A 21,025-nucleotide genomic window follows, 5' to 3' on the forward strand; every position below is an offset into this window, starting at 1 on the left:
CCCCTGGCCGCGGTGGCGGTTCAACCTTTTCACTCTCTGATTTGTAGCAGCTACCGAAGGCTTCTACAGAACGATCGTTTACAGTCCTTGCTGCAACGCCGGATCATCCGGATTGAGCTGCTCGAGCTGCGCCAACAGAATCTGCACGTTCTGCAACTGTCCACTTTCCTTCCAATAGTTGATCAGCAGCACCCGCGCCTTGCGATCGGCAGGGTGGCGCTGGACGATTTCCTGCAGCTGTTTCTGTGCGGCCTCCAGCTCTTGCTCGTCATGCAGCGTGGTGGCGAGGTCGTAGCGGTAATCCTTGTTGTCGGGCTCAAGTTCCACGGCTTTGGACAATCCGAGTAACGCGAACTCATTTTGCCCGTGATGCAGCAGCCAGAGCCCCAACGCGTGTTGCAGGTAGGCCGAATCGGGCTGGGCCTTCAGCTGCTTCGCCAACAATTGCTGGGCGGCATCGCTTTGGCCCTGTCGATCCAGCACGTCAATCTGCATCACCAGTGCCGGCAGGTTGCCGGGCGCCAGTTGCAACGTGCGCTCCAATGCCAGCTGCGCGTCCTTCAGCTCGGCATTGTGCAAATGCAGGCGCGCCAGTTGGTACTGGGTGTCGGCGCTTTCCGGCTGGTGCTTGAGAACCTGTTCCCAGGCATCGATGGCTTGCTCCAGGGGGCCGAAATATAACCCCAGCTCATCCGGGGACAGCCCCAGCAAGGCGTTGACCGCCGCAAACCGTACGCTTGGGTCGCTGTCATCGAGCATGGGGCCGAGCAACAGACTGCGCTGTCCGTTGGGCACTAAACCGCTGATGCTTTTGATCGCCGCGATGCGCACATCCGCGGAAGGATGTTTCAGGTCCGCATCCGCCAGTTTCAAGGCTTGAGGGCTTGGGTAATTGGGCAATTCGGCATGCAGCCAGACGCGGCGCTTGTCGGACAGGTCAGGGCGGCCCAATTGCTGGTAAAGAACCCGCGCCGCCCCCGGTTGACCCGTGCGTGCCTGGGTCAGCGCTTCGCTGTAGCCACGTCGGATCGTTTCTGGCACTACAGGCGTGGTGCTGCGTAAAAAAAACCAGGCGAGGGCGAGGGCGAGCAGTGCGCAGAGGCTGATGAGCAGATAGCGGCGGGACTGAGGCATGCAGGAATCCGGGAGCTGACAGGCTTTTGCAAAGTGACCAGCTTCGGTCAGGCCGGGCTGTGAGTCAAACCATTGCTCAGTTAAGCACGTAGTCGTCTGGCTCAAGGGCCGGCGGCAAGTCGGTTTGCCCCAACGCTGCCGGTACTTCGCGCTCCAGTGTGCGCAACATCGCTTTGCACGGCAGATTGTTCTCATCGAGGCCGAAAAGGCCTACAGGTTCTGTCGACACTGAAACCCGTCGAGGCGCTGAAGCAATGACTACGCTTGCAGGAGATGACTCGATGAGCGCTCCCATGCAACCGCTGCTTCAATACTTCAAGGCCATTCTCAACCCCGGACGGGATGTGCAGCTGTTTGCCCTGAGAACCATCGTGGCCGGGTTGCTGACGCTGTACCTGGCCTTTGTGTTCGACCTCGACCAGCCCAAGTGGTCGATCATGGCGGTGATCATCGTCAGTCAGCCCTTGGGCGGCATGGCCCTGGCCCGAAGTTTCGGCCAGATCATCGGCACCACGTTGGGCGCGGCGGTCGCGGTGTTGATCATGGCCATTTTCCCCCAGGCGCCGCTGCCCTTCATCATCACCCTGGCCTTGTGGTTGGCGCTGTGTACCGCCGGCGGCACCTTGTTGCGCTACACCAGTTCCCAGGCGTTTGTCCTGAGCGGTTACACGGCGGTGGTGGTGGCACTGCTGGCGCAACCCGATCAGGAGGGTACGTTCCTGCTGGCAGTCACTCGCGTGACAGAAACATTGCTGGCGGTGGCCTGCGTGTGCGTTGTCAGCCTTCTGACGGCGCGACCGGAGGCGGTGGCCAAGGGTTACTTCGCCAAGATCGATCAAGTGATCAAACTGCTCGCGACTCACGCGGCAGCGGTGATTCGAACCGAGGAAAGCGAGGCCGATTTCCACAAGCGGCAAATGCAACTGTTGGGCGAGATCAGCGCCCTTGAAGGGCTGCGTCGACATTTGTACTTCGATGCACCACGGTTGCGCAGCGCCAATAGCCTGGTGCAATTGCTTGGCAATCAACTGGTGCTGCTGACTTCGCGGCTGACGGCTTTGCGTCACCAGCGGCAATTACTCACCGAACGTTGGGAAGGCGCGCTGCCGGAGGAGATACAGCGTTTGCGCGCCGAAGAACTGACATTTCTTGATGAATTGGCTGTGCAAGGGCGCTCATTGTCGAGCGAGGCACGGCAGCATTTTTTGGTGCTGCAACAGCGTTTCGATGACCAGGCCTACAAGGCCGAACAGCTCACCGAGACGATGCCCGCGACACTGCGCTCATTGGCGTGGGCACTGCGCTGGGAGCAGGCACGGATGCTGGAGCAACTGGGGCAGATTCTGGAACTGAGCGATGCGATCCAGGAAGGGCGTGAAGCCAGCTGTGTGTTCCGCGGCCAGGAAAACCCGTTGCATCTGGACTTCACGCTGGCGGCAATGAACGCAATCCGGGCATTTACCGCGTTGCTGGTGGCCGGTCTGATCTGGGTCGAGACCGCTTGGGATGGGGCTCGCGGCGGGATGATCGTGGTAGGGATTCTCTGTTCGCTGATGGCGACTTTTCCGCGGCCGTTGCTGGCCGCGCAAAGTTTTGCCAGGGGACTGGCTCTGGCCTTGGTGGTGTCGGCGCTCTATCTGTTCATGCTAATGCCGATGATCAGTGACTTCGAGTTACTCGCCTTGTTATTTGCGCCATTGCTATACGCCGTGGCGGTGGGGCTGGCCAGCCCGCCAACCACTGGCACAGGCATTGGTCTTGGGCTGACGACCATGCTGTTGTTGGGGCCACAAAACGCAGGAATCGGCCAGAACAGTGCCATTCAGTGGTTCGAGTTTGCCGGTGCGTATATCAGCGCCGCCACACTGGCACTCAGCGTTTACGCCTTGATCTTCCCGTTCAGGCCCGATTTGCGGATACGCCGGCTGTTCAATGAAAACTGCGAGCAGGTCTACGCTTTGTTGAAGACGCCGGCCACCGACGAACAGCAATTTGCGTTTGAAAGCCGTATGGTCGATCGCCTGACCATGATGTTGGGGCTGTTGCCAGCGACCAGCGACAAGCACTCCCGCGACCTGTTCGAAGTCAGCCTCGGGTGCATGGCACTGGGGGTGGCTTTGAACCAGCTCAGGCAGCAGGGGCAGAGCAACACGTTGTTGAGTACGCAACAACAGAACCGTTTGCTGACGGCTGTCCGAGAGACTGGACGATTGATCGCCGGGCGGCCCGGGATTGACCTTGAGCAGTTGCTGGGAAGCTTGCGTGTCTTGGGCGATGAAATGGACGACTTGCATCTGGACGTTCATGAACACCTGTGGTCGGTATTCAGGATGCGCGTGGCGTTGTTGATCGTGGTGTCGTTCCTGGAGCGCCATCGCAAATATTTTCAACCGACAGACGTGGAAGGAGTGCCGGCCCTTGCCCATTGATCTGGAAGTGGGTGGCGTCTATCTGCCGCCAATCGCCCAGGCGCTGTTGCTGGCCTTGCCGATTTTTCTGCTGTTGGACTGGACCTTGCGCCGCGTGGGGGTGCTGCGTTTTGTCTGGCATGAAGCCCTGTTCGAAGGTGCGTTGTATGCCTGCGTATGCGCAACGTTGATTCTGATGATGGGAGCCTGATGCCTTGAAGACGATCCTTGCCCGACTCGCGACCCTGGCGGTGGTGGTGCTGGCCGTCATCCTCGGCTGGTTCGCCTGGGAGCATTACACCCGCGCCCCCTGGACTCGCGATGCACGGGTTCGCGCCGATGTGGTGACGTTGTCCGCCGATGTCTCGGGGCGCATCGTCAGCCTGAGTGTGCAAGACAACCAGCATGTCGAGAAAGGCCAGTTGCTGCTGGAGATCGACCCGGCTCGCTATACGCTGGCGGTGGAGCATGCCAAGCGCGCGGTGGAAGTCGCCAAAGCCACGCTGGGTCAGTCCGAAGCGACGATTGTCTCCAGCGAAGCGCTGCTGCGGCAGCGTCAAAGCGAAGAGCAGCGCCGTCGAACCCTTAAACAGCGCTTCGCGATCTCTGGCGAAGAGTGGGAAAAGTCCAGTACCGAAGTGGCTGTGGCGCAGGCGGAACTCTTGCGCAATCAGGCCAATCTGGGCCTGGCACACGCCAACGTGCAACTGGCGATCGCGGCTTTGACCCAGGCCGAACTGGACTTGCTGCGCACACGAGTCGTAGCGCCTGTGAGCGGCTACGTGACCAACCTGCTGACTCGTCAGGGTGATTACGCCGCTGCCGGGGGGGCACTGTTGGCATTGGTGGACAGCGATTCGTTTTATATCAGTGGCTATTTTGAAGAAACAAAACTGCCGCGAATCAAGGAGGGCGATCGGGTCAGGATCGAGTTGATGAGCGGCGAGACCTTCGGTGGCACGGTGCAAAGCATTGCCTTTGCTATCGCCGACCGTGAGAACGCCCCCGGCAGTCGCCTGCTGGCCAACATCAACCCCAGTTATACCTGGGTCAAACTGGCGCAACGGGTGCCGGTGCGGATTCAGATCGACGCCGACTATATCGCCAAAAACCGCCTGCGTGCCGGGACCACGGCCACCGTCACTGTCATGGAAAACCGGGATAACGAGGCAACCCACTAACCCACTCCCACAGGGATAGGTGTTGAATTAAAGACCGACAAAAAAAGCCCCGCGACCGAATGAGGCGCGGGGCAAAGAATTTGGTTGGGTTGCGGCCAACCAAAGGGGCACGTTAAAGCATTACTTGTTGGCGACCGTCTCTGGCTGCCAGCCACCACCGAGGGCTTTGTAGATCGCGACGATGCCGCGGTACAAATCGACTTCGGCCTGGGCCTGGGTGTCTTCGGCTGCCAGACGCTCACGCTGGGCATCGAGCAGGACGAGGAAGTCCACGGTGCCTTCGCGGTAGCGAATTTCGGCGAGGTCTGCCGCGGCGCGGCTTGATTCGCTTTGACGAATCAGCGAAATCAGACGCTGCTGGCGTTTGCCGTAATCGCTGAACGCGTTTTCCGACTCTTCCAATGCCAACAGCACTTGCTGCTCGTAGGTCGCCAGGGCGCCTTCGGCTTCAGCATCGGCACCGCGCAAACGGGCGCGCACGCTGCCCAGATCGAACGCCGCCCAGGTAATGCTCGGGCCCAGCGCCCAGGCATTGGCTGCCGACGAGCCGATTTGCGAACCGCGCCCGGCAGTCCAGCCAAGAAAACCGCTGAGGCTCACCCGAGGGAACAAGTCAGCCTTGGCCACGCCGATACGCGCAGTGGCAGCCGCCAGTTTGCGTTCGGCGCTGCGGATGTCCGGACGCCGTTGCAGCAGTTCACCCGGATCGCCGATGGGCAGAGCCTTGGCGATCGCCGGCAAGTCTTTTGGACTCAGGTCGACGGTCAGCTTGTCCGGACGTTCACCCAGCAGGGTGGCGATGCGGTTGCGCTGACGAACCTGTTCGGCCTGCAGCTGCGGCACGCTGGCTTCGACAGACGCCAGGCGCGCATCGGCGCGAACCACGTCCAGCTGATCGCCGACACCGGCATCACGCAGGCTTTCGGTGATCTTGCGCGACTCCTGCTGGTTGTTCAGGTTAGCCAGGGCGATCTTTTCCCGCAGTTGCGCGCCGCGCAGTTGGCCATAGGCGTCCACCAGTTCGGCAATCATGGTGACTTGCAGTTGGTAAAGATCGGCTTCGGCCGCTTGCTGTTCGGCGTCGCTGGATTCCAGGTTGCGCTGGATGCGACCGAACAAGTCCAGTTCCCAGGCCATGTCCAGACCCAGGTCATAGCGTTCACTGTTGACCCGTTTGGTGGTCTGGCCGGGAATCTGCCCCTTGGCCAGATCACTGCTCGCGCGACTGGTGATGGTCGGCATGGCATCATTGCTGGCGTCATCGCGAATCGCCCGGGCCGCTTTCCAGCGGGCAAAAGCCACACGCAAATCACGGTTGCCTTGCAAGGATTGCTTCACCAACTGGTTGAGGGTCGGATCGTCGAATTGCTGCCACCAGATGCCTTCGAAACGGGCACGGTCAAAGTTCTTCTGACCGGCGCTGCCATCGGTGGCGGCCGTGATGTTGGCCGCCTCGGTGGCTGGGGTCTTGTAGTCCGGGCCGACGGCACAGGCGCTCAGCGCCAGTACCAGCAGGCTCGGCAGGAAGGCTTTCAGGCTCATTGTTGCGCCTCCAGTTTCAGGGCTTTGGCCGCTTTGCGCGCTTCACCGCGTTCCACAAAGTTGCGAATCAGTACGTAGAACACCGGCGTCAGCAACAGACCGAAGAAGGTCACCCCGAGCATCCCGGAGAACACCGCCACACCCATGGCATGACGCATTTCGGCACCAGCACCGCTGGAGAAAACCAGTGGCACAACACCCATGATGAACGCGAAGGAGGTCATCAGGATCGGCCGCAGACGCAGACGGCAAGCTTCCAGTACCGCTGCCAGCGGGCCGAGACCTTCTTCCTGCTTATCCTTGGCAAACTCGACGATCAGAATCGCGTTCTTACAGGCCAGTCCCACCAGTACGATCAAGCCGATCTGGGTAAAGATGTTGTTGTCGCCGCCCGAGGCAATCACCCCGGTAATGGCCGACAGCAGGGTCATCGGTACGATCAGGATCACCGCCAGTGGCAGGCTCCAGCTTTCGTATTGAGCAGCGAGCACCAGGAACGCCAGCAGTACGCAGAGCGGGAACACGAACAGCGCGGTGTTGCCGGACAGAATCTGCTGGTAGGTCAGGTCGGTCCACTCGTAGGTCATGCCGTTCGGAAGTTCATCCTTGAGCAATTTCTCGATGGCTTTTTCGGCTTGGCCGGAGCTGTAGCCTGGGGCTGCCGCACCGTTGATTTCAGCGGTGATGAAGCCGTTGTAGTGCATCACGCGGTCTGGCCCCGAGGTGTCGCTGACCTTGATGAAGGTCGCCAACGGGATCATCTCGCCACGGTTGTTACGCACTTTCAGCTGACCGATCTGGTCTGATTCGAGGCGGAACTGTTGCTCAGCCTGAACGTTGACTTGATAGGTACGACCGAAGCGGTTGAAGTCGTTGGCATACAGCGAACCCAGGTAGATCTGCAGGGTGTCGAAGATGTCGCTGACAGCCACGCCGTGGGTCTTGGCTTTTTCCCGGTCGATGGCGGCATCGACTTGCGGCACATTCACGGTGTAACTGGTGAACAGACCGGCCAGTTCCGGCACGCTGTGGCTTTTGGTGATGATGTTCATGGTTTCTTTGTACAGTTCGTCATAGCCCAGGTTGCCCCGGTCTTCGATCTGCAGGCGGAAACCGCCAATGGTCCCCAGGCCTTGTACCGGCGGCGGCGGGAAGATCGCCATATAGGCTTCCTGAATCCCGGCGTACTGGCCGTTCAACGCACCGGCAATCGCACCGGCGGACATGCTCGGATCCTTACGCTCGTCAAAAGGCTTCAGGGTGACGAACACGATGCCGGCGTTAGGGCTGTTGGTGAAACCGTTGATCGACAGGCCGGGGAAGGCCACCGCGCTTTCCACGCCAGGCTGTTTCAGGGCCAGGTCGGACATGCGCTTGATCACGTCTTCGGTACGGTCCAGGCTCGCGGCATCCGGCAGTTGCGCGAACGCCACCAGGTATTGCTTGTCCTGGCCAGGTACGAAACCGGTCGGCGTGTTGGAGAAACCGAAGAAGGTCAGCACCATCAAGCCTGCGTACAGCAGCAGGGCGATACCGCTGCTGCGGATTACCCGGCCCACGGTGCCGACATAGCCATGGCTGGCCTTGTCAAAGAAACGGTTGAACGGACGGAACAACCAGCCACCGAAGATCTTGTCCAGAACCTTGGAGAAACGGTCCTTCGGCGCGTCATGACTTTTGAGCAACACGGCGGCCAGTGCTGGCGACAAGGTCAGCGAGTTGAAGGCCGATATCACAGTCGAAATCGCAATCGTCAGGGCGAACTGTTTGTAGAACTGACCGGTCAAGCCGGAGATGAACGCGGCCGGGATAAACACCGCACACAGCACCAGTGCCGTGGCGATGATCGGACCGGTCACTTCACGCATCGCACGCTTGGTGGCTTCTACCGGAGTGAGTCCGAGCCCGATGTTTCGCTCGACGTTCTCCACCACCACGATCGCATCGTCGACCACGATACCGATGGCCAGTACCAGTCCGAACAGCGACAGGGCGTTCAACGAGAAGCCGAACAGGTGCATCACGGCAAAGGTACCGATCAGCGAAACCGGCACCGCCACCAACGGGATGATCGAGGCGCGCCAGGTTTGCAGGAACAGGATCACCACCAGCACAACCAGGATCAGCGCTTCGAAGAGGGTGTGAACCACCGCCTCGATGGAGCCGCGCACGAAGATCGTCGGGTCATAGACGATGCTGAAGTCCATGCCTTCCGGGAAGTTCTTCTTCAGCTCGGCCATTTTCGCCCGAACGTCGTTGGAGATCTGGATCGCGTTGGAGCCTGGGCGCTGGAAGATCGGGATCGCCACCGCCGGTTGGTTGTTCAGCAAGGAACGCAGGGCGTACTGGCTGGAGCCAAGCTCGACGCGAGCGATGTCTTTGAGGCGAGTGATTTCACCATTTTCGCCAGAGCGAATGATGATGTTCTCGAACTCTTCCTCAGAGACCAGACGGCCCTGGGTGTTGACCGACAGCTGGAACGCGGTGGCATTCGGCGCTGGCGGAGCGCCGAGGGCACCGGCCGCCACTTGACGGTTCTGTTCACGAATCGCGGTGACCACATCGGTGGCGGTCAGGTTGCGCGAAGCGGTCTTGTTCGGATCGAGCCATACGCGCAGCGAGTAATCGCCCATGCCGAACAGCTGCACATCACCGATACCGCCCAGACGCGCCAGCTCATCCTTGATGTTGAGCAGGGCGTAGTTGGACAGGTAGAGCATGTCGTAGCGTTTGTCTGGCGAGGTCAAGTGCACAACCATGGTCAGGTCGGGCGACGCCTTGTCGACGGTGATACCGATGCGCGTCACTTCCTCTGGAAGCTTTGGCTCGGACCGGGTCACGCGGTTCTGCACCTGCACCTGTGCGTTGTCCAGGTCGGTGCCCAGGGCGAAGGTGATGGTCAGGGTGATCTTGCCGTCAGCGGTGGACTGCGAGGACATGTACAGCATGTTCTCGACGCCGGTGATGGCTTGCTCCAGAGGAGCGGCCACGGTTTCGCCGATGACTTTAGGGTTGGCGCCGGGGAAGTTGGCACGGACCACCACGGTGGGTGGCACCACTTCCGGGTATTCGCTGATCGGCAACTGGAACAGCGAGATGGCACCGGCGATCAGGATCAGCAGCGACAGCACCGCTGCGAAGATCGGCCGTGAAATGAAGAATTGGGAGAAATTCATCGGAGTAGTTGCCCCTTAACCGCGTGGAGTCGCAGCAGCCACTTTCACAACCGTACCCGGCGCGACCTTGGCAGGTGCGACTTGGGGCAGGTTGCTGGCTTCCAGCGCTTGTCGTTGTTGAGCGAGAGCCGCGAGGGTTTCCTTGCTGGCCATCGGAATCACCTCAGGGGTGACCGGTGAGCCAGGACGAACCCGTTGCAAGCCCTTGACGATGATGGTGTCGTCCTTGTTCAGGCCGCTGCGCACGATGCGCAAGCCTTCGATCTTCGGACCCAGTTCGACCGGGCGATAAGCCGTTTTGTTGTCGGCATCCATCACCAGCACGAACTTTTTACCCAAGTCGGTACCGACTGCTTCGTCGTTGATCAGTACCGCGGAGTAAGTGCCGCTGCCCACCAGTTTCAGGCGTGCATAAAGACCCGGGGTGTAGCTGCCATCGCTGTTGTCGAACACTGCACGACCGCGAATGGTGCCGGTCTTCGGGTTGACCTGGTTGTCGACGAAGTTCATCTGGCCCTGGTGCGGGTTGCCGTCTTCATTGGACAGGCCCATGTAAACCGGGGTGGTGGCGCCGCGTTGACCCTGGCGGGCGAGTTGGTTGTACTTGAGGAACACACGCTCGTCTGCGTCGAAGTAGGCGTAAACCTTGTCGGTGGACACCACGCTTGTCAGGGCGGTGGTATCGGCGGTCACCAGGTTGCCGGCGGTGATTTCCGCACGGCTGACGCGGCCACTGATGGGCGCAGTCACGCGGGTGAAGCTCAGGTTCAGTTTGGCCAGGTCCAGTTGTGCCTGAAGGGCGCCGACGGCGGCGCGAGCTTCTTGAGCAGCGCTGGTGCGCGAGTCGGCGAGTTCGGCGGAAATCGCATTGCTGGTGCGCAGGCGTTCACCACGCTGGGCTTCGTTTTCACTGCGGGTAGCGGTGGCGCGAGCTTGCGCCACCAGGGCTTCGAGGCGGCGGACCTCAGCCTGGAAAGGGCGCGGGTCGATCTGGAACAACAGATCGCCTTTCTTGACCAACGCGCCTTCGGTGAAGGCTACGTCATCGATCTGGCCGGAAACCCGTGGACGAATCTCAACCGTTTCCGGCGCTTCAAGGCGCCCGGTGAATTCGTCCCACTCGTTGACCGGTTGTTCCAGCACCTTGGCCACGCTGACTTTGGCTGCGGGCATGGTGGCGGCGGCGTCCGGGGTCTTGCCGCAGGCGCTCATCACCAGTACGGCCAACAGGGCCAAGGGGAAGCGCAAATGTTTGAGTGACTGTTCCATGGATGCATCCGCCAATGTATTGAGATGGACGGATGATGCTTGGCGGGGTTGTATGGCACGAATCGAATGAAGCGAAGGTAACTATCATTCGGAATGATATAAGATCGAAGCGAGCCCTCTAGCATGCACCTTCTGTTAGGGGGCTATCAAATGAAATGATGACAATTGTGTGTTGCGGGGTGTGCAAAGGTCTGGTTTGAAACCGTGTCGCCGCCTTCGCGGGCCAACCTCGCGCCAGCAAAGGATTTTGCTTCTTGTTAAAGACGGAGTGGGTAGTTGTCACCTAATTACGCGTCTTTGGCACCAATAATCGCTCGATGGCGCCACTCACCATGTTTTCCATCAGATTATCGCGCTCTTGCTCATCCAGCGAATGTTGCGTCAACCAACAGGGCGCGCTGTTGAGCAAGGCTGCGATGGCTCGACCCGCGGCCTGTAGCGCCGGTTCGCTCACGCGGGGTGGTTTTGTTCCGAGCATCAACAGCAATTTGCGTTCGTATTGCTCGCGCAAGTGGCGAACCTGTGCCTGCTGCTCATCGTTCAGGCAGCCACTGTCGCGCTCGGCCAGTCGAAAATGCCAGGGCATTTCCTGGTGCAGATTAAGGTGGGCGCGAATCAGGCTGTTGAGCCTGTCGCGCTTTGCCAGCGACTGTTGCTCGAGGCGCCCCAGAGTTGCCAACAGCTCTTCGTAAAACTCCTCGATCAGGTCGAGCAGCAAATGCTGTTTACTGGGGTAATGGTGATACAACGAGCCTGGAGACAACCCCAGGCTCGTCGCCAGCTCACGCATGCCGACCTGACCGAAACCCTTGCTGGCAAAAAGCTCCAGCACCTTGTCCCGGTATTCGGCGAAGCGTGAGCAACGTTCAGGCATAGGCATGGAAGCCGCGCCCCGTTTTGCGCCCCAGGTAACCGGCCGCGACCATTTCCTTGAGCAGTGGAGCAGGGCGGTATTTGCTGTCGTTGAAGCCCTCGTAGAAGGCTTCGAGAATTGCCAGCACCGTGTCCAGCCCGATCAGGTCCGCCAGTGCCAGCGGGCCGATGGGCTGGTTGCAACCGAGGCGCATCCCAGCGTCGATCTCTTCGGCGCTGGCCAGGCCTTCCTGAAACACCAGGATGGCTTCATTGATCATCGGCACCAGAATCCGGTTAACCACAAAGCCTGGACGGTTGCCGGCGGTGATCGCGGTTTTGCCCAGGGTTGTGGCCATTTCCAGCGCGAGGGCATGGGTGGTATCGCTGGTTTGCAGGCCGCGGATCACTTCGATCAGGCCCATCACCGGCACCGGGTTGAAGAAGTGCAGGCCGATGAAGCGCTCAGGCTGGCTGACACTGGCGGCGAGCTGGGTGATGGACAACGATGAGGTGTTGGAGGCGATCACACAGTCAGCACTGACCTGCGCGGCGATTTGTTGCAGCACGCGCAGTTTCAGGTCGAGGTTTTCGGTGGCGGCCTCGATTACCAGTTGCACGTTTTGCAGGCTGTGGTAATCGGTGCTGGTGCGAATCTTGTCGAGGGCCGCGAGCTTTTGCTCATGCGTCAGCGTCTCCTTGACGACCTGCCGATCAAGGTTTTTGTCCACGGTTGCCAGCGCTTTTTGCAAGGCACTCTCGCTGATGTCGATCAAGGTCACATTGAAGCCGGCGAGGGCGCAGACCTGCGCGATGCCATTGCCCATGGTGCCGGCACCGATGACGCCAATGTTCTGTAGGTTCATGTGCACGTCCTTGTGGTCAAACCCGCTCGAACAACACGGCGATGCCTTGGCCGCCGCCGATGCACATGGTCGCCAGGGCATAACGGCCCTGACAGCGATGCAGTTCATGAATGGCCTTGGTGGCGATGATCGCGCCAGTGGCGCCCACCGGATGGCCCAGCGAGATGCCCGAGCCATTGGGGTTGACCTTCTGCGGGTCGAAGCCCAGCTCTTGCGCGACGGCACAGGCCTGGGCGGCAAAGGCTTCGTTGGACTCGATCACATCAAGGTCGGCAACGGTCAGACCGGCACGTTTGAGTACCAGGCGGGTGGCGGGAATCGGTCCCAACCCCATCATTGAGGGCTCAACGCCTGCGTGGGCATAACCCACCAGTCGAGCCATGGGCTTGAGGCCTTGTTCCTGAACGACTTGCCCGGTGGCCATGATCAGCGCGCCGGCACCATCATTGAGACCAGACGCGTTGCCGGCGGTGACGGTGCCGTCCTTTTTGAAGGCGGGTTTCATGCGGCTCAATTGCTCGACGTTGACCTCAGCCCGCACATGCTCATCCGTCGCAAACGAAACCGTCCCTTTGCGGGTCGCGACTTCAATCGGCACGATCTGTCCGGAAAAACGCCCTTCGGCAATCGCGCGGGCAGCACGCTGCTGGCTGAGAAGCGCCAATTCATCCTGGGCCTGACGCGTGATGCCGTAGTGCTCGGCGATATTTTCAGCGGTGATCCCCATGTGGAAACCGGCAAACGGGTCTTGCAGTACCCCAAGCATGTAGTCGATGGCCTGCATGTCGCCCATTCGTGCACCCCAACGCGCCTGCGGCAGCAAGTATGCGCCTCGGCTCATGGACTCGACGCCACCAGCCAGCGCAGCGCCCGCATCCCCCAGCAGCAAACTTTGCGCGGCACTGACGATCGCCTGCAAACCCGAACCGCATAGGCGGTTGACGTTGAAGGCGGGAGTCTCTTTCGGCAGACCGGCATTCATCGCGACGGCCCGTGAGATGTAGGCATCGCGTGCCTCGGTCGGGATCACATGCCCCATCACTGCATGACCGATATGTTCGGGCGCCAGGCCTGATCGTTCGATAGCGGCGCGGCAAACGTCGGTTGCCAATTGAATAGGCGGTACATCCTTGAGTGAACCACCAAAGCTGCCGATGGCGGAACGGACGGCGCTCACTACAAAAATATCGGAATGGTTCATGTTGGCTCTCTGAACAGGTCTTTTTTGTTGGGCACGAGTTTAGAATCAACAGCGCCACTGGCCTATGTCAAAACTGTTCAAGGGTGATGGCGTTTTTTGCCATGTTCAGATGTGACGAGAGAGGCATTCAAATGCGGGAAACGGATTCGGTGGCGGTTTACTTCATGTATCCCATGATCCATGCGCTACGTGAGAAACCGCAGCGGCTGCGATCAGTGCTCGAACAGGCGGGGATTGATCCGGCACTGATGGATCAGCCGACAGCACGGGTGCCGGCCACGGCTTTCGCCGCGTTGTGGCTGGTGCAGATACGAGAATTGAACGACGAATTTTTCCAGTTGGACTCCCATGGTATGCCGCCGGGCGGTTTTGCCTTGATCTGTCGGGCATTGATTCAGGAGCCGACGCTGGAAAAAGCCATGCGCCAGTGCCTGGCCAACTTCGCCTTGTTCCTGCGTGATTTTCGCGGCACGTTGAGTGTGCGTGGCAAACGTGCGGTCATCAGCTTGCAGACCCGCTCGCAGAACAACGAGGTCAGTCGGCTGGGCGAAGAAACGTTTCTGGTGTTGATGATCAGTTTGCTGTGTTGGCTGGGCGGGCGGCGCATTCCCATCGATCGTGCGGATTTTCGTCATCAACGTTTGTCGCTGCGTGATGATGCCTTGCTCTGGGGGCCAAACCTGACCTTTGGCACCGAACACACCGAAATCGAGTTCGCCAGTCACTACTTGCGGCTGCCGGTGGTTCAGGATCTTGCCTCGCTGAAAGTGTTCTTGCGCACCGCACCGCAATGGCTGGTGATCCGCTTCCGCAACCAGCATGGGCTGGCATCGCAGGTTCATCAGCGCCTGCGCCATAGCCATTACAGCGAATGGCCGACCTTGCAGGCTTTCGCTCTGGAACAGCACCTGAGCCCCAGTACCTTTCGCCGGAAACTGGGACATGAAGGCTGTTCGTATCAGGAAATCAAGGATGAAGTGCGACGCGGGGTGGCGTTTGAACGGTTGCGCCAGAGCAAGGCGAGCATCAGCGATATTGCCGAACAGTTGGGGTTTCAGGAGCCAAGTGCGTTTCACCGTGCCTTCAAAAAATGGACGGGGGAGAGCCCGGGGCAATACCGTTTGCGGTTTCAAGGTGGTGATGATTGACTCATCCCGTTGAGCGAAAAAGCGCGCAAGTTCCCCTGCGCGCTTCACTTCCTGATTAGTAAGCCTAGGTAAGTGTCCGCAAGACACGCCACACTTTGCCCACAAAAGACCTGATGACAGCAGAACCGACTATCCTTTCGGATAGTGAACGCTGCACTCTTGGCAAAAAGGGACGCCATGCCAGACTATGATCGCGCCATCGGCTCCACACCCGGCATTCCATTCGGTGATCGAACCTGTCTGATCGGGCCCTGGTTACTCAGGCCTTGGATACCCTGGATGGCTTCAATTACGGTTTTCTGTCTTTTCACGGCAACGCCCGGATATGGCCAGAATCTGCCAACCACGGCGGGTGTCGAAAGCGCCACGGTTACGGTGATTGAAGCGCAGGAAATCGTTTCCAGGGCCACCCTCGAAGCCGTTCGCTGGAGCGGCCCAGAATCCGGCCCAAAAGCCCAGCGGGGCAAGAGCATCGCCCTTGTCGCGGAGGATTTGCGTAACGGAGGCATCGTCGGTGTCGCGCAGGGCGCTCGCGAGGCAGCCAAGGCGATGGGCTGGACGCTGAAGATATTCGATGGCGCTGGATCATCGGCCGGGCGCGCAAAGGCCTTCTCCGATGCCCTGGCAGAGAAGCCCGACGGCCTCATTCTGTGCGGCTCTGATGCCCTGGAGAACAATGCGGCGCTGATCCTCTTCGCCAACAGGGATGTGCCGGTGGTTGGCTGGCACGCCGGGGCACGCCCCGGGCCGATTGACGGCACGCCGGTGGCCATGAACGTCACGACCGACCCGCTCGAAGTGGCTCGCCTCACGGCCATGGCGGCAGTGGCACAGTCAAACGGACACGCCGGCGTAGTCATCCTGACCGACTCCAAATACAGCATCGCCATGGCGAAAGCCAAGGCCATGGAAAATGTCATTCGGGCCTGCCGGGAATGTACGTTGCTGGAAGTGCGCGATGTGGCGATCTCCGAAAGTGGCGAGAAGATGCCAGCGCTCACCAAAGAGCTGCTTCAACGCTATGGCAAGCGCTGGACCCACACGCTGGCCATCAACGATATCTATTTCGACTACTCGATTGCCTCATTGACCAACGCCGCAATGCCCAGTGACGGCATCAGTCTGTTGTCTGCCGGTGATGGCAGCGCTTCGGCTTTCTTGCGCATACAGGCAAAAACCTACCAGACCGTTACCGTGGCCGAGCCGCTCAACCTGCATGGCTGGCAAGTGATGGACGAATTGAACCGGCTGTTTGCAGGTCAGCCGGTGAGCGGCTTCGTAGCGCCGATTCACCTGGTCAATGCCGACAATATTGCCTTCGACGGCGGGAAGAAATTCCAGTACGACCCTGACAATGGTTATCGAGACATTTATCGCCACCTATGGAATCCCTGACATTGGACGTTATTTCCCGGCTCGGACGCCGGCTATTGCCGCAGTCGTTGCGCGCACAGTTCACACTGGCGTTCCTGACGCTGGCGCTGCTGATCCTGGCGGGTGGTGCCACAGCGGTCTACGCGTTGCGCACGTCAAACAGCGCCACCCGCCAGCTGACGGATGAACGACTGGTGCGCATGCAAAATGGGCAAGACATGGTGCAGCGGACCTTGCTGATCGAACGCCAGACCGATCAGCTTCTGACAACCCGTTCCCCCGACGCCCTGCGTTCAAGCTATGCGGCGACCGTCGAACAGCTTGAAGCCCTTGATCAACTGGTGCAGGAGCTGACTGCCGCGAACAGTGGCGAGGCGATACTCGACATGCATCAGTCGAGTCAGATGTTCCGCAATACCGCCAACATCGTTGCGCAACTGCGAGAAAGCCTGTTGCAGACCGAGGTCAGCTTCGAGCAAGCCCTGGAGGATCACGCTGCCCGGTTAACCGCGACCAAGACCCGGGCGAGCCTGGAACTGGCGGTGTTACTTTTCGATCTGCCGCAGGCTAATGACAGCGATGCCGTGCAACGGCTGCGGATCCGATATGAGCGCCTGTCACGCGCCGCTGGCAAGTTACCCGACGCTGATGGGGAAACGCCCGATCTCTTCTCCCAGCGCCTGAGGCTCATCAATCAGCACAACGTCATCCAGCGCTTCAATGAGGAGTTGAAGAATGAGGCCGGGGTTCTGGTCGCGGTGGCCCGTGCGCAATCCAGTGCTTACACCGAAGACTATCGCGAAGCCGTGCAACGTCTGGTCGAGGCCTCAAATCGTAGCCAGCGATGGGTGCTGATCATGTTGGGCGCCAGCCTGATATTCGCCTGGTTCGTGACCCGGGTCTTCATGGGCCGTCATGTGCTCGTGCGCCTGAATGAAATCAGCCGGCAATTGCGTCAGGAACGCACTGACAAAACGCATTTGATGATGGTGGAACATGGGAAAGACGAGATCGGCAACATGGCTCGTGCGGTGAATCAATTCCTCAAAGACCGTCTTCAGCTTGAAAAAAAAACGGTCCAATTGAGTATCGCCACAGAGCGGCTCGCCCTGCAAAACAACCGATTAGAGCAAGAAGCCATCATCCGTGCCGGACAAGGTCATGTCCTGGAGCTGATCGCCAGGAGCACCGAACTTGCAGAAGTCCTCGATAGTCTGGCTCACCTGGTCGAGTCCCAACTGGAGGGGATGATGGTGTCCATCCTGGTGCTGGATGAGGATGGCAAACACCTGCTGCACGGGGCTGCCCCCAGTTTGCCGAAAGCCTATAACCAGCTCATTGACGGGATTGCGATCGGTCCAAACGTCGGCTCTTGCGGCACCGCGGTGTATCGACGAGAACCGGTCATCGTCACGGATATCGAGCTGGACCCGCTGTGGGAGGAGTACCGGTCAGCCGCTGCGCCCTATGGATTTCGTGCCTGCTGGTCAACGCCGATTCTGTCCCATGAACGAAAGGTCTTGGGTACGTTTGCCTTGTATTCCAACACCGTACGCAGCCCTAGCTCGACCGAGACGCGACTGATCGACATGGCGACACCTCTTGCCGGTATTGCGATAGAACGCCAACTGACCGAGAAGCGCATTCGCTATATGGGCGACCATGACGCATTGACCGGGCTGCCGAATCGCACCTTGCTCGAAGACCGTCTCAAGCAGGCAATACTTTATGCCCAGCGCTACAGCCGGCTGGTGACGGTGGTGTTTCTCGATCTGGACAAATTCAAACTGGTGAATGACAGCCTTGGGCACAGCGCTGGAGACGTACTGCTGAAAACCGTCGCCCAGCGCATGCAGGAGTGTGTACGCCGCACCGACACCGTCGTGCGACTGGGTGGCGACGAGTTTGTGATCATCCTGTTCGACCAGCCCTCAGACCTCGACGGCGTTACTCCAGCCCTGCACAAGATCCAGGAAGCCATCCTGCGGCCGATTCAGCTCAGCGGGCATACACTCCACGTCACCTGCAGCATGGGGTTGGCCACCTACCCAGCTGACGGCAGCGATACCGACACGTTGCTCAGCAATGCGGACGCCGCCATGTACCGGGCCAAGGAACTGGGTCGCAACAGTTACCAGTTCTATACGAGCGAGATGAATAACAAGGATCAAGGCAAGCTCGCCATGCAAGACGGGCTTCGAAACGCACTCAACCATGACGAGTTCCTGCTGCTGTACCAGCCACAGGTGGATTTGCAGTCAGGTCAGATTATCGGCGTAGAAGCACTGATCCGCTGGCAGCATCCCGAACTTGGCATGGTCTCTCCAATCAAATTCATTCCACAGGCCGAAGACACCGGGTTGATCGTGCCCATCGGCGACTGGGTCATTCATACCGCGTGCAGACAGAACAAGGACTGGCAGGATGCGGGCTGGCCGCCGATCACCATGTCGGTGAATATTTCAGCACGCCAGTTCATCGAAAGGGACCTGATCGACCGGGTGAGGCATGCCTTGCAAGAGACCGGACTGGACCCGATGTACCTTGAGCTGGAGCTGACCGAAAGTCTGATCATGCAAGACCTTCAGCAAGCCATCAGCAAAATGAAGGAACTGCAATCAATGGGGATCAGTCTGTCGATCGACGACTTCGGCACCGGCTATTCCAGCCTCGCCGCATTAAAAAGCTTCCCCATCGCAAGACTCAAGATCGACCAGTCTTTCGTGCACGATCTGCCCGACAACGAGAACGACAAAGCCATCGCTACCGCAGTGATTTCGTTGGGGCACCAACTGAACCTCAAGGTCATAGCTGAAGGTGTCGAAACCGAAGAGCAGCAAACCTTCCTGCGTGAAAACGGCTGCGATGAAATTCAGGGCCACTTTTTCAGCAGAGCGGTCAGCGCAGAGGAAATCAGTCTGTTACTGCGTACGTCCCGATTGCCCCAACCGAGCCGCATTACCAGCCCTGACGCGGCAGGGCGAAAACGTGATGTAAAACGTCCACGCAGTCCAATGCCCGGGCATTAATGACTTGGCGTACGGTAAAACGCTGCTGTGTCAGAAGTGGTCCTCGCACTACGAAGACAACGAGCCCTACCCCATTCAAAGACTGCGCAGGCAGATTACGGGACGACCGAAAGACATCGTGAGATCGAACAGGGTGTGAGCGTCAGTTCGTAATTGAAGACTGCCTTACGGTTTCCAGATATCGAAGAGCTGCCGGGAGCGGAATTGAAAGTGTCCCTTGAAAGAACCACCGCTGCGTCGCTGTCCCGCGACGTTTTCCTCGAACGTTCGGCGACCGCTTGATGACGCTCGAGCAGTCGCCTTCGGGCTATAGCGCCTTGCCGAAGCGGAATGAAGCGCCATAAGCCGAGTCAGGTAAATGGCTGCTGCCATCTTCCCTTAACCTGGACCTGAAGGTACCGCGTTGCGGCTGGGTTCTGTAGAGACCGCGCTTCTGTAATTCGGGAATGATCAACTCCACGAAATCTTCGAGTGTGCCAGGGCTGATCAACGGATTGATCATGTAGCCGCTGGTGCCGGAAATGCGCGCGTGTTCTTCGATCCGGTCGGCTACCTGTTGTGGAGTGCCCACCAGGATCAGGTCGCTGCCGCGGGTGACCTTGGCAAAACGTTGCTTCACATCCCCGGCGGTCAACGGCTTACCACTGCCATCGGGGCGCATGACATAGGACGTCAGCCCTTCGGTGTGGGTCGACAATGCATCGCTGTCGGCATAGCGACTGATATCGATACCTGTGTCGCCTGCATAACTGACCAGTTGCGCCTGAAGGTGGTAGTTGCTTTGCAACGCCTCATATTTGCGCTGGGCTTCAATTTCGGTTTTGGCGGTGACGATGCGCAATACAGTCAGGGACTTCACATCCTCACGCTGGCGACCGAGCGCCTGGGCCTTGGCCCATATGTCCTCCAGGCCCTGACGGATTTCCTGAGGGTTGGATTTGGCAATGAAGATCAGTTCAGCGTGCTTGGCGGCGAACTCGCGACCACGACCCGACCAGCCGGCCTGGATCAGCAGCGGTGTGCGCTGCGGCGACGGTGAGGTGAGGTGCGGCCCGGCGACTCGATAGTGCTCGCCGACGTGGTTAATCGGCCGTACCCGATCACCCAGGGCATACAGCTGGTGAGCTTTGTCCGCGACCACCGCATCGTCGGCCCAACTGCCTTCCCACAGCTTGTACACCACCTCGAGAAATTCTTCGGCGCGTTCGTAGCGGTCATCGTGTTTGATCATCTGTTCAAGGCCGAAGTTACGCGCGGCGCTGGACAGGTAAGAGGTCACGATGTTCCAGCCCACCCGGCCGTTGGTGAGGTGGTCCAGGGTGCTGAAGCGCCGAGCGTGGGTGAAGGGGTGTTCATAGCTGGTGGTGACCGTGACGCCGAACGCCAGGTTTTCGGTGACCGCGGCCAGGGCGGGAATGATCATCAGCGGGTCGTTGGCCGGAGCTTCCACAGCCCACTTCATCGCGGCATTGGCATTGCCGCCAAAGACGTCGTAGAAACCCAGCACGTCGCCGAAGAACAGCATGTCGAGGTTGGCCTGGTCAGCAATGCGCGCCAGGTTCGACCAGTAGCCCAGCGAGTTGATTGCCAGACGCTCATCAGCCGGATGCGTCCAGAGGCTCGGCGCACCTCCACAGCCCACACTGGCTTGTTCGTAGAGTGCAAACAACAGAGGTTTTGGATCAGCCATCATGGCTCCTGAACTAATTTGAAGGGGCGTTTCTGTATCAACTCCAGCGCATAGATTGAAACGCACTATAAAAACAATATGTACTTCTTTAATGGAATAAGAGCCTTGTGTCAGGCTATATGGAGCCTGAGCCTCAGGCGCCATCCTTACCGGGC

14 protein-coding genes and 1 pseudogene are annotated in these 21,025 nt (G+C 59.3%); 6 read left to right on the forward strand and 9 right to left on the reverse strand.

Features of this window, described 5'->3' with window-relative positions; genetic code table 11:
- Window positions 1-78: 78 nt before the first annotated feature.
- The gene (locus tag AC30D7_RS04195) at window positions 79-1,134 is read right to left on the reverse strand and encodes a tetratricopeptide repeat protein (protein WP_490133177.1); all 1,056 of its coding nucleotides are present in this window, start codon (window positions 1,132-1,134) and stop codon (window positions 79-81) included.
- A gap of 76 nt (window positions 1,135-1,210) precedes the next feature.
- A pseudogene (locus tag AC30D7_RS04200) lies at window positions 1,211-1,339 on the reverse strand (bestrophin family protein); the annotation flags it as partial.
- Between the two features lie 76 nt (window positions 1,340-1,415).
- Here AC30D7_RS04200 and AC30D7_RS04205 point away from each other — a divergent pair.
- The 3 genes from AC30D7_RS04205 to AC30D7_RS04215 are packed head-to-tail and all read left to right on the forward strand — an operon-like array spanning window position 1,416 to window position 4,723.
- Entirely contained in the window at window positions 1,416-3,563 is a 2,148-nt protein-coding gene (locus AC30D7_RS04205) for an FUSC family protein (RefSeq protein ID WP_490133178.1), read from the forward strand.
- Window positions 3,553-3,753 (forward strand): DUF1656 domain-containing protein, encoded by a 201-nt coding sequence (locus AC30D7_RS04210; RefSeq protein WP_490133179.1) that lies wholly within the window; start codon window positions 3,553-3,555, stop codon window positions 3,751-3,753. The genes AC30D7_RS04205 and AC30D7_RS04210 overlap by 11 nt, the downstream gene beginning before the upstream one ends.
- A 4-nt stretch (window positions 3,754-3,757) precedes the next feature.
- Complete coding sequence (locus AC30D7_RS04215; RefSeq protein ID WP_490133180.1) at window positions 3,758-4,723, forward strand: HlyD family secretion protein; 966 nt, start codon at window positions 3,758-3,760, stop codon at window positions 4,721-4,723.
- 120 nt (window positions 4,724-4,843) lie between these two features.
- Here AC30D7_RS04215 and AC30D7_RS04220 read toward each other — a convergent pair whose 3' ends face one another.
- The 6 genes from AC30D7_RS04220 to AC30D7_RS04245 all read right to left on the reverse strand — a co-directional run bounded on the left by AC30D7_RS04220 (window position 4,844) and on the right by AC30D7_RS04245 (window position 13,629).
- Window positions 4,844-6,265, reverse strand: a complete 1,422-nt coding sequence (locus AC30D7_RS04220; RefSeq protein WP_490133181.1) for an efflux transporter outer membrane subunit — start codon at window positions 6,263-6,265, stop codon at window positions 4,844-4,846.
- Entirely contained in the window at window positions 6,262-9,441 is a 3,180-nt protein-coding gene (locus AC30D7_RS04225; protein ID WP_490133182.1) for an efflux RND transporter permease subunit, read from the reverse strand. Before AC30D7_RS04225 ends, AC30D7_RS04220 begins: the two co-directional genes overlap by 4 nt.
- A gap of 15 nt (window positions 9,442-9,456) precedes the next feature.
- Window positions 9,457-10,710 (reverse strand): multidrug efflux RND transporter periplasmic adaptor subunit MexE, encoded by a 1,254-nt coding sequence (mexE, locus tag AC30D7_RS04230; protein WP_490133183.1) that lies wholly within the window; start codon window positions 10,708-10,710, stop codon window positions 9,457-9,459.
- A gap of 283 nt (window positions 10,711-10,993) precedes the next feature.
- Window positions 10,994-11,590 (reverse strand): TetR/AcrR family transcriptional regulator, encoded by a 597-nt coding sequence (locus AC30D7_RS04235; protein ID WP_490133184.1) that lies wholly within the window; start codon window positions 11,588-11,590, stop codon window positions 10,994-10,996.
- Window positions 11,577-12,428: a 3-hydroxybutyryl-CoA dehydrogenase gene (locus AC30D7_RS04240; RefSeq protein WP_490133185.1), complete on the reverse strand. Its 852-nt coding sequence runs from the start codon at window positions 12,426-12,428 to the stop codon at window positions 11,577-11,579. The genes AC30D7_RS04235 and AC30D7_RS04240 overlap by 14 nt, the downstream gene beginning before the upstream one ends.
- A gap of 16 nt (window positions 12,429-12,444) precedes the next feature.
- A complete protein-coding gene (locus AC30D7_RS04245; RefSeq protein ID WP_490133186.1) occupies window positions 12,445-13,629 on the reverse strand; it encodes an acetyl-CoA C-acyltransferase family protein in 1,185 nt (394 codons plus the stop codon).
- Between the two features lie 131 nt (window positions 13,630-13,760).
- Between AC30D7_RS04245 and AC30D7_RS04250 the strand changes: the two genes are divergently transcribed.
- From AC30D7_RS04250 to AC30D7_RS04260, 3 genes are all read left to right on the forward strand, one after another.
- Window positions 13,761-14,777, forward strand: a complete 1,017-nt coding sequence (locus AC30D7_RS04250) for an AraC family transcriptional regulator (protein WP_490133187.1) — start codon at window positions 13,761-13,763, stop codon at window positions 14,775-14,777.
- A 375-nt stretch (window positions 14,778-15,152) separates the two neighbouring features.
- Window positions 15,153-16,172 (forward strand): substrate-binding domain-containing protein, encoded by a 1,020-nt coding sequence (locus AC30D7_RS04255; protein ID WP_490133277.1) that lies wholly within the window; start codon window positions 15,153-15,155, stop codon window positions 16,170-16,172.
- Window positions 16,160-19,180, forward strand: coding sequence for an EAL domain-containing protein (locus tag AC30D7_RS04260; protein WP_490133188.1), 3,021 nt, complete (start codon window positions 16,160-16,162; stop codon window positions 19,178-19,180). The genes AC30D7_RS04255 and AC30D7_RS04260 overlap by 13 nt, the downstream gene beginning before the upstream one ends.
- Before the next feature lie 307 nt (window positions 19,181-19,487).
- On the opposite strand, the gene AC30D7_RS04265 is transcribed toward AC30D7_RS04260, so the two are convergent.
- The gene (locus tag AC30D7_RS04265) at window positions 19,488-20,870 is read right to left on the reverse strand and encodes an LLM class flavin-dependent oxidoreductase (protein ID WP_490133189.1); all 1,383 of its coding nucleotides are present in this window, start codon (window positions 20,868-20,870) and stop codon (window positions 19,488-19,490) included.
- Window positions 20,871-21,025: the final 155 nt, after the last annotated feature.

The sequence above is a fragment of the Pseudomonas sp. DF5 genome, assembly GCF_058148225.1.

What these genes read in the sequence shown, in the direction of transcription:
- mexE (WP_490133183.1), bottom strand. Translation starts at nt 10,710, where the DNA reads ATGGAACAGTCACTCAAACATTTGCGCTTCCCCTTGGCCCTGTTGGCC.
- AC30D7_RS04205 (WP_490133178.1), top strand. Translation starts at nt 1,416, where the DNA reads ATGAGCGCTCCCATGCAACCGCTGCTTCAATACTTCAAGGCCATTCTC.
- AC30D7_RS04265 (WP_490133189.1), bottom strand. Translation starts at nt 20,870, where the DNA reads ATGGCTGATCCAAAACCTCTGTTGTTTGCACTCTACGAACAAGCCAGT.
- AC30D7_RS04250 (WP_490133187.1), top strand. Translation starts at nt 13,761, where the DNA reads ATGCGGGAAACGGATTCGGTGGCGGTTTACTTCATGTATCCCATGATC.
- AC30D7_RS04235 (WP_490133184.1), bottom strand. Translation starts at nt 11,590, where the DNA reads ATGCCTATGCCTGAACGTTGCTCACGCTTCGCCGAATACCGGGACAAG.
- AC30D7_RS04240 (WP_490133185.1), bottom strand. Translation starts at nt 12,428, where the DNA reads ATGAACCTACAGAACATTGGCGTCATCGGTGCCGGCACCATGGGCAAT.
- AC30D7_RS04195 (WP_490133177.1), bottom strand. Translation starts at nt 1,134, where the DNA reads ATGCCTCAGTCCCGCCGCTATCTGCTCATCAGCCTCTGCGCACTGCTC.
- AC30D7_RS04260 (WP_490133188.1), top strand. Translation starts at nt 16,160, where the DNA reads ATGGAATCCCTGACATTGGACGTTATTTCCCGGCTCGGACGCCGGCTA.
- AC30D7_RS04245 (WP_490133186.1), bottom strand. Translation starts at nt 13,629, where the DNA reads ATGAACCATTCCGATATTTTTGTAGTGAGCGCCGTCCGTTCCGCCATC.
- AC30D7_RS04225 (WP_490133182.1), bottom strand. Translation starts at nt 9,441, where the DNA reads ATGAATTTCTCCCAATTCTTCATTTCACGGCCGATCTTCGCAGCGGTG.
- AC30D7_RS04220 (WP_490133181.1), bottom strand. Translation starts at nt 6,265, where the DNA reads ATGAGCCTGAAAGCCTTCCTGCCGAGCCTGCTGGTACTGGCGCTGAGC.